General features: G+C 52.4%; 8 protein-coding genes. 6 read left to right on the forward strand and 2 right to left on the reverse strand.

Annotated elements, in window-relative coordinates; all coding sequences use genetic code 11:
* Nucleotides 1-104 precede the first annotated feature (104 nt).
* Nucleotides 105-2,384, reverse strand: coding sequence for a RelA/SpoT family protein (locus tag V0288_RS18800; protein WP_332866694.1), 2,280 nt, complete (start codon nucleotides 2,382-2,384; stop codon nucleotides 105-107).
* A gap of 236 nt (nucleotides 2,385-2,620) precedes the next feature.
* Between V0288_RS18800 and patD the strand changes: the two genes are divergently transcribed.
* The 5 genes from patD (at nucleotide 2,621) to V0288_RS18825 (ending at nucleotide 8,290) form a co-directional block, all read left to right on the forward strand.
* Nucleotides 2,621-2,971 carry a heterocyst frequency control protein PatD gene (gene patD, locus V0288_RS18805; protein WP_332866695.1) on the forward strand — a complete coding sequence of 117 codons (351 nt, stop codon included), beginning with the start codon at nucleotides 2,621-2,623 and terminating at the stop codon, nucleotides 2,969-2,971.
* Between the two features lie 294 nt (nucleotides 2,972-3,265).
* Complete coding sequence (gene rpsB / locus V0288_RS18810) at nucleotides 3,266-4,057, forward strand: 30S ribosomal protein S2 (protein WP_332866696.1); 792 nt, start codon at nucleotides 3,266-3,268, stop codon at nucleotides 4,055-4,057.
* Nucleotides 4,058-4,285: 228 nt separating this feature from the next.
* On the forward strand, nucleotides 4,286-5,044 hold the full coding sequence (tsf, locus tag V0288_RS18815) for a translation elongation factor Ts (RefSeq protein ID WP_332866697.1): 759 nt from the start codon (nucleotides 4,286-4,288) through the stop codon (nucleotides 5,042-5,044).
* Nucleotides 5,045-5,250: 206 nt separating this feature from the next.
* Entirely contained in the window at nucleotides 5,251-7,368 is a 2,118-nt protein-coding gene (locus V0288_RS18820; protein ID WP_332866698.1) for a tetratricopeptide repeat protein, read from the forward strand.
* A 190-nt stretch (nucleotides 7,369-7,558) separates the two neighbouring features.
* Entirely contained in the window at nucleotides 7,559-8,290 is a 732-nt protein-coding gene (locus V0288_RS18825; RefSeq protein ID WP_332866699.1) for an NYN domain-containing protein, read from the forward strand.
* Between the two features lie 156 nt (nucleotides 8,291-8,446).
* Here the strand turns inward: V0288_RS18825 and V0288_RS18830 are convergent, their stop codons facing one another.
* Nucleotides 8,447-10,672 (reverse strand): heavy metal translocating P-type ATPase, encoded by a 2,226-nt coding sequence (locus V0288_RS18830; RefSeq protein WP_422662021.1) that lies wholly within the window; start codon nucleotides 10,670-10,672, stop codon nucleotides 8,447-8,449.
* A gap of 212 nt (nucleotides 10,673-10,884) precedes the next feature.
* On the opposite strand from V0288_RS18830, the gene gcvT reads away from it, so the two are divergent.
* Nucleotides 10,885-11,994, forward strand: coding sequence for a glycine cleavage system aminomethyltransferase GcvT (gene gcvT / locus V0288_RS18835; RefSeq protein ID WP_332866700.1), 1,110 nt, complete (start codon nucleotides 10,885-10,887; stop codon nucleotides 11,992-11,994).
* Nucleotides 11,995-12,190: the final 196 nt, after the last annotated feature.

A 12,190-nucleotide genomic window follows, 5' to 3' on the forward strand; every position in this document is an offset into this window, starting at 1 on the left:
CAGGAGTCAGGAGTCAGGAGTCAGGAGGCAGGAGTCAGGAGGCAGGAGTCAGGAAATGAATATTCCCCATCTCCCTATCTCCCCATCCCCCCATCTCCTGGAATCTACAGTCGATCGCTTTTCACCTGACTGACGCGACGGACGTTGAGCACATCGCTCATTAGTTTGATCTTGGTGACGCAGTGATCGAACTGGTCGCGGTCGCGGACCTCGATCGTCAGGGAGATCAGCGCGGGTTTGCCGAAACTGGTTTTTACCCCGGCGCTCCGCACGTTGATGTTCTGATCGCTTAACCGGGAGAGAATATCTTTTAAAACCCCGACCCGATCGATCACCTCGATCTGGAGATTGACCGGATAGGTCTGACAGCGAGCGTTATCGTCGATCGGGTTCCAGTTGACCGGGATCAGTCGATCGCCCTGCACCTGTTCCGCGTTCGAGCATCCCTGACGGTGGATGACGATCCCCTCTCCCGCGCGCGCGACCACCCCGATAATCGCCTCTCCCGGCAGGGGACTACAACAGCGAGCGAGACGGTATACCAAACCCTCGACCCCGGCGATCGGCGATTTGCAGGTATGGGAAGACTGGGGACGGTGCGAAGGAGACGGGGGTAGAATAACCGGATTTTCCTCGACGGCAGGAACCTGTTGGCTTTTTATCGTCTCCCGTAGGCGGTTAACCACGTTATTCAGGGTCATTTCCCCGTATCCGAGAGCGGCGAGCAGATCGTCCACCCCGACATAGTTGCAATGTTTGGCGACCGTCTGCATCCGTTCCGATTTCAATAACGCGTCGAAACCGGTTTTCCCGAGTTCCTTCTCCAGTAAGTCCCGGCCGCGGGCGATATTTTCTTCCCGTTTCGATTTTTTGTACCACTGACGGATGCGGTTACGGGCGCTGGGAGTGACGGCGAAATTGAGCCAGTCTAAACTGGGATGGCTGTTTTTCGCGGTGACGATCTCGACGATATCCCCGTTCTGCAAGGGAACATCGAGAACCGACCAACGACCGTTAATCCGTACCCCTTTCATCTGGTTGCCCACCTCGCTGTGGATGTGATAGGCGAAGTCCACGGGAGTCGCGCCGCGGGTGAGGGCGACCACATCACCGCGGGGGGTAAAAACATAGACATCATCTTCAAAAAGGTTATTTTTCAAACCTTCCATGTATTCCTGACCGTCTTTGAGATCTTTCTGCCAGTCGAGGAGATTGCGTAACCAGGCGAATTTTTCATCCTCGGAGGTTAGGGTTTGCTCGCTCGATCCCGTTTCTTTATACTTCCAGTGAGCGGCGATCCCGTATTCGGCGATATGGTGCATCTCCAGGGTGCGGATCTGCACTTCGAGGGGTTTGCCGTTGAGACCGACGACGGTGGTGTGTAGGGATTGGTAGCGGTTGGCTTTGGGTAAACCGATGTAGTCTTTGAAACGGCCGGGGATCGGTTTAAATCGATCGTGAACGATCGCCAGCGATCGATAGCATTCGTCTTTACTCTCCACGATCACGCGAACCGCGGCGATATCGTATATTTCATGGAATTCTTTACCCTGACGGTGCATTTTGTTATAAATGCCGTAAAGATGCTTCGGGCGGCCTTGAATATCGAGAACTTTGATGCCGATCTTTTCTAGATTCTCCCGCAGGGTCGAGACCACCGTTTCGATGCGCGCCTCCCGATCGATCCGTTTCTCGGATACCAATAACTGCACATCTTGATAACTTTCCGGTTCGAGGTATTTAAAACACAGATCCTCTAATTCCCACTTGAAACGCCCGATCCCTAATCGATTCGCTAACGGGGCGAAAATCTCTCTCGTTTCCTGGGCGATGCGTTGTTGTTGTTGCGGGCCTAAATGTTCTAGGGTCTGCATATTGTGCAGTCGATCGGCCAGTTTCACCACGATCACCCGGATATCCTTGGCCATCGCCAGGAACATTCGGCGAAAATTCTCCGCCTGACGTTCGGTTTTGCTAGAAAAGTTAAATTTCGAGAGTTTCGTGACCGCTTCCACTAACTGCCGCACTTCCGCGCCGAATCTCTCCTCGATCTCCTCCGGAGTGACCTCCGTATCCTCGACGACATCGTGCAGGAATCCCGCCGCGATCATCGCCTTATCCCCTCCCAGATCCCGCAGGTATCCCGCCACGGCGATCGGGTGGGCGATATAGGGTTCCCCGGATTTACGATACTGCCCCTCGTGTAGCCGGTAGGCGAAGTTAAACGCTCTACAGATTAAATCTACCTCGGAGTTGTCCGGATCGTTTTGATAGGCGATTAAACAGTCATTCAGCCAATCGGGAAGAATTAGGGGTTTCTTCGGTTCCGTCGCCGTGGGAAGGGAGACGACGGTTTCGGGATAGGCGGCAGTGATAGCGTTCATGATGGGGCGGGGGAGGGATAACGTGGACGCGAGACACGAATAGAATTGAACGAATGACTGAACAACGCTCCAGCCGAAGGAGGAGAGATTAGTCTATTCTCTAACATTAAAATTCGGCTCGTCCGTGAAAAGAGCGCGATTGTTTTAACTTTTACCAACTAGGAATTCGGGGGACTTGTCGGCGTGACGGCAAGCCGTTAATGTTATTTAACAAATTCTAACGCGGTTTGTAGTGGATGTTACCGACAATTTACCGGGAGTCCTACGAGATTTTACTCGATCGACTGATGACTTTAGCGGGCGCGATCGACGGAACGGATACGGAAAGCCGGGATCGAGAGTTCAGGGATCTCCGCGCCTGGATGGATACGCGGGTTCTGTCATTAACCGATGACAATCTGGAGGGCGAAACACGGGTTCGCTGGCAGAGGATTCAGACGGAGATCGTTCGATCGTGGCGCTTACTGCAAACGGACTGGTTATTTCTCGCCTCCTCGCGGCAATCGCTCGATCGACGCTTGACAACAGTTCGAGAGAGGTTAAACACGCTCGCGGGCTACTGTCGGGCGTTATTAGATCCGGGATAAGTATCAAGTATCTCTCGTTAGGGCGGGAGTCAGGAGACAGGAGTCAGGAGGCAGGAGTCAGGAGGCAGGAGTTAGGAGTCAGGAGGCAGGAGTCAGGAGGCAGGAGGAAATAATAATGTATTTCCATCTCCCCATCCCCCTCACCTCCGGTTCCTCCCTCACCTCCCCCATCTCCCCGATCGTGTTAGACTAGGAAAGTTGTCAAAAATCGCACATCCGGGCGATCGGGTGTTTCTAGCGCGCTAGAGATCCAGCCCCGGATGGAGGATAAACCCGAAACAGGAGAAAAAGAATATGCCCGTTGTTTCTCTCGCGGAATTGCTAGAGTCTGGGGTTCACTTCGGCCATCAAACGCGCCGTTGGAACCCGAAAATGGATCGATATATCTATACCGCCCGGAATGGGGTACATATTATCGACCTCGTGCAGACCGCGCAACTGATGGAAGAAGCCTACGACTACACGCGTACCGAGGCTGATCGAGGAAAACGCTTCCTATTCGTCGGAACCAAGCGTCAGGCGGCGGGGATCATCAAACAGGAAGCCCTGCGAAGCGGTAGCCATTTCGTTAACCAGCGTTGGTTGGGGGGAATGCTGACCAACTGGGAAACGATCCGCGGCCGGGTGGAAAGACTGAAAGAACTCGAAGAACTGGAAAATAGTGGCGCGCTCGATCGCCGGCCGAAAAAAGAAGCCTCGGTACTGCGTCGCGAACTGGCCAAACTGGAAAAATATCTCGGCGGGATCAAAACCATGCGCCGCCTTCCCGACGTGGTGGTGATCGTCGATCAACGCCGCGAGTATAACGCGATCCAAGAATGTCAGAAACTCGGTATCCCGATCATCTCCCTTCTGGATACGAATTGCGATCCCGACCTGGTAGACGTTCCCATCCCCGCGAACGATGACGCGATCCGTTCGGTGAAACTGATTCTCGGCAAACTCAGCGACGCAATTATCGAGGGTCGTCACGGTCAGGTCGCCACCGAGGAAGATTACGAAGATTACGAGGACGAGGAAGAAGAGGACGAAGCGGACTATTCTCAATACGCCGCCGAATTCTCTAGCGGCGACGAGGATAGCTAAATTCTCGGGGTAGCGAGGTCGATCGAGGAACTTTTCCCGCGGGAGAATCTATACACGAAATAAGCCGGATTCGCGTTTATTTACGGAAAGATTCTCCTACTTTTTAAAAGACCTTTCGCTCGATCGATTCCCGATCGCCTCGCCCCACCTCGAACCTCGGTCTAGAAGGGTTAGCTAAATTCTGACCGTCTCGTGTCATCATGGTGTATAGCGATAGGACAAAAAATTATGGCGGAAATCACGGCACAACAAGTTAAAGAACTTAGGGAGAAAACCGGCGCTGGCATGATGGATTGCAAGAAAGCGCTGAGTGAAAACGGTGGGGATATGACCAAGGCGATCGAGTGGTTGCGCCAGAAAGGGATCACCTCCGCCGAGAAGAAAGCCAGCCGCGTGGCCGCGGAAGGGATGATCGGTAGCTACATCCACACCGGAAGCCGTATCGGGGTACTGGTAGAGGTCAACTGCGAGACCGATTTCGTGGCCCGTCGCGAGGAATTTAAAAAACTGGTCAACGATGTGGCCATGCAGATCGCCGCTTGCCCGAACGTGGAATACGTGAATACCTCGCAGATTCCCGCCGAAATCGTCGCGAAAGAGAAAGAGATCGAGATGGGACGCGACGATCTGGCTAACAAGCCCGATAACATTAAGGAAAAAATCGTCTCCGGCCGGATCGATAAACGCCTGAAAGAGTTGTCCCTGCTGGATCAACCCTACATTCGCGACCAGAATATCACCGTCGAGGAACTGGTGAAACAGTCGGTCGCGGTGTTGGGGGAAAATATCCAGATCCGTCGCTTCACGCGCTTCGTTCTCGGTGAGGGTATCGAGAAGGAAACAACGGATTTCGCGGCGGAAGTGGCCGCCCAAATGGGTCAACAAGCCCCGGAAGCCGCGCCGGTCGAGGAGAAAGCCCCGGAACCCGTCGCCGAACAACCGAAACCCAAAGCCGCGCCCCCGGCAAAAGGCAAGAAGAAAAAATAAGATTAAGGTAACAAATACCTCGGAAGGACGCGATCGATCGTGTCCTTTTTTTTCGATCGATCGTTCTCGACGATCCCGATTTACGAGTATAAAAATCTGGGATAACGCTTCTATCGGAGGATAGATTTTCGCGTTCGATCGAGTTCGCCCGTGATACCGGACTCGTTCCTTTAGAATGGATAAAAGTCTATCGATCGCCGTCATCTATGGAACTCGCACCGGGCCGAATCCTCAGTCAACGTTACCAGATCGTCCGCCAGTTGGGAAAGGGAGGGTTCGGGCAAACGTTTCTAGCGCGGGATCTACACCTACCGGCCCCCGATCGATGCGCGATCAAGCAATTTAAACCCCTCTCGAACGATCCGGACACGATCGAGACGGCGCGGCGATTGTTCGAGACCGAGGCGAAAACCCTGCACGAGTTGGGCGAACATCCCCAAATCCCGCGATTATTCGCCTATTTCGAGGAATATGGTGAATTTTTTCTGGTGCAGGAATATATAGAGGGGGAAGATCTGGCGACGGAGATCGCCGGCGGCGTTTATAACGGGAACGAGGAACAGGTGGTCGCGCTGGCGATCGAGATCCTGGAAATTCTCGATTTCGTGCATCGGAAAAACGTGATCCACCGGGATATCAATCCCTATAACCTGATCCGTCGCGCGAGTGACGGTCAATTGGTGCTGATCGATTTCGGCGCGGTCAAACAAGTGACCACGCGGCTAGGGCAAACGGTTTCGACGGTGGCGATCGGTACTCCGGGCTATTTTCCCAGCGAACAAGCTCACGGACACCCGCGCAAGGCGAGCGATATCTACGCGGTCGGGGCGATCGCCCTACAGGCGCTAACCGGCCAGACCCCCGATCGATTTCCCCTCGATCCCCGCACCGGGGAAATTTCCTGGCAACCTTCGATCGCGACGGGCGCGGATTTTAGCCGGGTGCTCGATCGGATGCTCCGCTACGATTTCCGCGAGCGTTATAGCGCCGCGTCCGACGCGTTAACCGATCTGCGGAAACTGAACCAACATCGCGAGATCTCGAAAGTGGTCACGCGGGCCGTGAAATCGCGGACTCGGTTGATTCCTAAAAGTCCGCCGCGATTAACTTTCGTTCTCGGCTCGATCGGGGCGATCGTCTTGTTTTTCGCGGGTTATCAAGTTTTTAGCGTTTGGAAAACCGCCCGGAATTTGAGCGATTTTTACGAGAGAGGGAATACTTACTATCAGTTAAAACGCTATTCCGCGTCTCTGGCTTCCTATAAAGAGGCGTTAAAAATTAACCCGAATCACGCGGGGGCGTTGAAAGGACGGGGAGACGCGTTACTGGCACTGAAACAATACAAGGGAGCTTTAGATTCCTACGAGAGATCGATCGAGATCGAGCCGGATAATTGGCGGGCCTGGATCGGTCGGGGACAGGTTTTAGAGAAATTAGGGAAGAGACAGGAGGCGATCGAGACGTTCGATCGGGCGTTGGAAATCAATCCTTCCGCGTGGGAGGCGTGGCAGGAAAAAGTCGCGATCTATCTCTCCCGAGAGGAATATTCCGCCGCCAAGAACGCACTCGATAAACTCTTGAAGTTTAAATCCGATAACGCGGTTTTCTGGTATCAAAAAGGCTGGACGTTACAGAATCTCGACGATTACGAGGCGGCGATCAAAGCCTACGATAAGGCTCTCGATATCGAACCCGATAACGCGGACGCTTGGTATCAACGGGGCAATTGTTTTCACCGCTTACAGAAAAATAACGAGGCTTTGGAAAGTTACGGTAAAGCCGTTCAATTCGATGAGAATCACGCTCCCTCTTATTATAGTCAGGGAACGATTTTACAAAAAGCGGGACGGACGGAAGAGGCGTTAACCGCTTTCGCGGGGGCGACGCGGGCGAATCCTCGATACTATCAAGCCTGGCTACAACAGGGACAGATACTCCATCAACTCGGTCGCTACGGGGAGGCGATTTCGGCGTATAAAAAAGCGAGTCGGATCGATAGTAGAAAGGCGGAAGTGTATATCGCGATGGGGAATTCTTTCTATCGATCGGGTAAGTTTTCCGACTCGATCGCTTCCTATCAAAAAGCTTTGGAACGTCAGCGAGATAACGCGGATACGTGGAAAAGTTTGGGCAATAGTTGGTTTAATCTCGGTCAGTACGGTAAAGCGATCGAGGCTTACGAAAAAGCGCTCAAATATCGTCCGGGCGATCGCGAGATAAGTTCGCGAAAACAGGAAGCGGCAAACCGACAACGTGAGGCGATCGAGGCCAAGAAACTAGAGGAACAACAATCCCCCAAAGCGCAACCCTCTCCCAATCATTAGATGAGGATAAGGAGCGATCGAAGTGGTCGAGGAGCGATTCACTATGGTTCCTTCAATAGCTAAATGAAAAACCTTAAAAAAATCTAATAAAGGCTGTTGCATAAAAAAAATCATATATGATTGAGTTGGCTCTCGAAATACAAAAGTACAGAGTAATTCACATCTATGTTCTTTTCTAGGGAATAAGAGAATGAGAGGGGAAGTTCAGTTTAGGTCTGATAAATTAGCGGTCTTGATCGATGCTGACAATACCAGCGCGAATGTAGTTGAGGCTTTGCTAAGAGAGATCGCTAAATTTGGAACCGCTTATATTAAGAGAATCTATGGCGATTGGACAACTCCTCAGATGAACGCTTGGAAGAAAATACTTAATGATTTTGCGATTCTTCCCATACAGCAATTTGGATATACCAGTGGAAAAAATTCAACGGATAGTGCTTTAATCATTGATGCTATGGATTTACTTTATACAGATAAATTAGATGGCTTTTGCATCGTTTCAAGCGATAGTGATTTTACAAGACTGGCTCATAGAATCCGGCAAGATGGTATAGTTGTCTATGGCTTTGGTAAGCGACAAACGCCTCAAGCTTTTGTGGCCGCTTGCGACAGATTTATCTATACTGAATTACTAGATCAGCATACAACAGAAGCATCTTCCAATATTGTTCTCGAAAATTTTTCTAAAGTCGAATCATCGACAAAAGTCGAGGGAAACAACAAACTCGATCAACTATTGAAAGAAGCGTATGATGGTATTGCCCGCGATGACGGACTTGCCAATTTAGGAACATTAGGACAACAGTTGTCGAAACTCGATCCTTCTTTTGATACTAGAACGTACGGACATAAAAAACTTGGAGAATTACTGAAAGCAACAGGAATTTTTGAAGTAAAAGGTAATGATGTTCGATTAAAGTAATACAGAACATTATGCTTGGTTGCCGATCGAGTGGGTCGCGTGGGACGAGAGCGAAACCCAACACTTCCGCGTTAAATTCTAGACAGATTTCTTCCGATCGATCGCCGATCGCTCTCCCCATCTCTCGAAAAAATCCCATCGCTCCCCGAAAAAGCGCTATAAACTCGATCGGAAATTCCGCAGTCTCAACGCGTTCGTCACCACCGAAACCGAACTGAACGCCATCGCCGCGCCCGCGAAAATCGGGTTCAGCAACCAACCGAAAACCGGATAGAGAACCCCCGCGGCGATCGGTATCCCGATAACATTATAAATAAAAGCGAAAAAGAGATTCTGTTTAATATTCGCCATCGTCGCCCTGCTCAACCGGATCGCCGTCACGATTCCCTGTAAATCCCCCGAAATCAACGTGATATCACTCGTCGCGATCGCGATATCCGTTCCCGTCCCGATGGCGATACCCACGTCCGCGGTCGCTAAAGCGGGCGCATCGTTAATCCCGTCCCCCACCATCGCCACCACTTTCCCCTCTTTCTGTAAAGCCTCCACTTTCAGCGCTTTCTCTCCCGGACGGACTCGCGAGAAAACGCGACGGATACCCACCTCGCGGGCGATCGCGTCCGCCGTTTCCCGATTGTCCCCCGTCATCAAAAACACTTCCAAGCCCATTTTTTTGAGCTTGTTGACCACTTCGGGCGCGTGGGGTTTTAAAGCGTCGGAAATGCCCACGATCGCCTCTAATCGCCCGTTAACCGCGATCCAGACCACCGTTTTTAACTGCCACTCCCAATCGTTCGCCGGACTTTCCAACGGGGCGATCGAAACCCCGAGAGATTTAATCCACTGCTGTGTACCGATCTGTACGATTCGATCGCCCGCCCTACCCTGTATGCCGCACCCGGCGATCGCCTCGATATCCGTCACATCCAGCAAAGTCACCTCGTTCGCGCGCGCGTACTGTACCACCGCCTCGGCTAACGGGTGTTCGGAACGATTCTCGATCGAGGCCGCCAATTGCAAAATCGATAACTCGTTCCCGTCCTTCACCCCGTTTACCGTCCGGTAATCCGTCACCGTCGGCCTTCCCTCGGTCAGCGTTCCCGTCTTATCGAGAACGATCGCCGTGATCCGGTGCGCCAGTTGTAAACTCTCGGCGTTTTTAATCAAAATTCCCTTTCTCGCCCCGATTCCCGTTCCCACCATAATCGAGGTCGGTGTGGCCAGTCCTAACGCGCAGGGACAGGCGATAATTAACACCTCCACCATCGTGATCAGCGCGAGGGTGACATTTCCCGTCGTGAAATACCAGATCCCGAAAGTAATGACGGCGACGATCATCACCACCGGGACGAACCAAGCCGTCACCCGATCGGCTAACTTTTGAATGGGGGCTTTCGAGGCTTGGGCGGACTCTACCAATCGGGCGATCTGCGCGAGAACCGTATCCCCCCCCACCCGCGTCGCGCGGAACTGAAAACTACCGGATTTATTGATAGTCGCCCCGATTACCTCGTTCCCGATCGCTTTCGTCACCGGTACACTCTCTCCCGTGACCATCGATTCATCCACCGTCGAACTCCCCTCGATCACCTCCCCGTCTACCGGAATTTTTTCCCCCGGACGGACGAGAATAATATCGCCCACCCTTACCTCCTCGATGGGAAGATCGATCGATTCATTCCCTCTCATCACCCGCGCGGTTCTCGCTTGCAGTCCCATCAACTGCCGGATCGCGGACGAAGTTTCCTTACGGGCGCGACTTTCGAGAAAACGACCGAATAGGATCAGGGTAATAATAATCGTCGAGGCTTCAAAATAAACGTGCGAGTGAAAACCCTCTCGATGAAAAATATCGGGAATCAACGTGACGAAGAGAGAGTAGAAATAAGCCGCGCTCGTTCCCAAGACAACCAGTGTATCCATCGTCGCGAGCCGATTTTTCAGCGATTTCCACGCCCCGATATAGAACGATCGCCCGCAGTAAAACTGTACGGGAGTGGCGACAATTAACTGGAAAACCGGATGGGAAAGCCACTCGGGAATCAACGGCAGGGAGAAACCGAGCATCATCGGCAGGGAACCGACTAACAGGAGCGCGCTGGCTATCCCCCCTATCCATAACTCGCGGGTTCGATCGCTTTTCGGTTCGCTTTCCGCTTCGACGGTTTTCGCGACCGGGAACGCCCGATAACCCGCCGCGTCGATCGCCGCTCGGATCGTGCTAATATCGGTACGCTCCGGGTCGTACTCCACGAGCGCCCGCTCCATACTGAAATTCACCTGACAGTCAATTACCCCGGGAACGGCTTTAGTCACCCGTTCTACGGCGCTCGCGCAAGCGGCGCAACTCATACCGCCTAATTTTATCGTTTGGTGCATCATCGCTCTCTCGGGAACTCGGGACGACGAGATCGTTGTTTGTTGCCGATCCGATCGAGGTATCGCGCCCTACTTCTAGGATAAAGTCTCCCATCGGCGCGAGGGTCAACAGAAAAGCCCCCGACTCTCTAAAGTTTTTGTTAAAATCCCCCCGACTCGATCGACCGGAAATCGATCTATACTACTCCACAGCAATTCTTACCCGGAAACTCATCGTGGCTAACGTAGAATCGACTTCCCCGGCTGTCCGTACCCCCTTATACGACCTAATCGCCCGACAAACCCCAAAATTCACCCCTTTCGCGGGTTGGGAAATGCCGATTCAATTTAGCGGGATCAAGCAGGAACACGAGGCGATTCGCACCGGGGTGGGAATGTTCGACATCTCGCACATGGGTAAATTTATCCTCGCGGGCGAAAATCTGGTGGAGTCCCTACAGCCCCTCGTCCCCTCGAATCTCGCCCGTTTACAGCCCGGACAAGCCCAATACAGCGTTTTACTCAATCCCGACGGCGGCATTATCGACGATATTATCTTCTACTATCAGGGAAGCGATCGGGGCGTTTTAATCGTCAACGCGTCCACCACCGATAAAGATAAAGCCTGGATTATCGAGCATATCGGGGTTACGGGCATCACGTTAACCGACCTCTCGCGGGAGAAAGTCCTCATCGCCCTTCAGGGACCGAAAGCCGCCGAGGTTTTACAATCTTTCGTGAGCGAAGATTTAAGCGACTTCGGACTCTTCACCCATTTTGAAACGAAATTGTTCGATCGAACCGCGTTTATCGCCCGGACGGGATACACCGGCGAGGATGGCTTCGAGATCATGGTCGATCCCGAGGTCGGACAGCGATTATGGCAGGAATTGCTCGATCGAGGCGTGATTCCCTGCGGTTTAGGCGCGCGGGATACCCTCCGTCTCGAAGCCGCCCTAGCCCTCTACGGACAGGATATCGACGATACCACGAGTCCCTTAGAGGCCGGATTGAACTGGTTGGTACATTTACAAGAAAAAGGCGATTTTATCGGTCGGGACGTGTTAGAAAAACAGAAAGCCGAGGGCGTTTCCCGTCGTTTAGTCGGCCTGCAAATGCAGGGCAGAAACATCGCCCGCCACGATTATCCCGTGATTTTCGAGGGAAAAGAGGTCGGCAAAGTCACCAGCGGTACATTATCGCTAACTTTAAACGTTCCGATCGCCCTCGCTTACGTTCCCGCCTCCCTAAGCTCGATCGGTCAATCTCTAGAAGTCGAAATCCGCGGTAAAACCTATCCCGCCACCGTCGTCAAGAAACCTTTCTATCGTTCTCCCCATCGTTAGGGATACGGGACGTTAGGGAGGTGAGGGAGATAGATGGGGGAGATGAGGGAGATTATAAATATCACTGATCTCTGCTTTTTGCCTCTTACCTCCTGACTCCTGATTATTGCCTTTTAATTAAACAGTGTATCGGCGTACACGACATCCCTAGAAATACCGCCTACAATAAAGACAAATCCATAGGGGATCAATGGAG

It is taken from the genome of Pannus brasiliensis CCIBt3594 (assembly GCF_036688125.1).
In the GTDB taxonomy this organism is placed as follows: domain Bacteria; phylum Cyanobacteriota; class Cyanobacteriia; order Cyanobacteriales; family Microcystaceae; genus Pannus; species Pannus brasiliensis.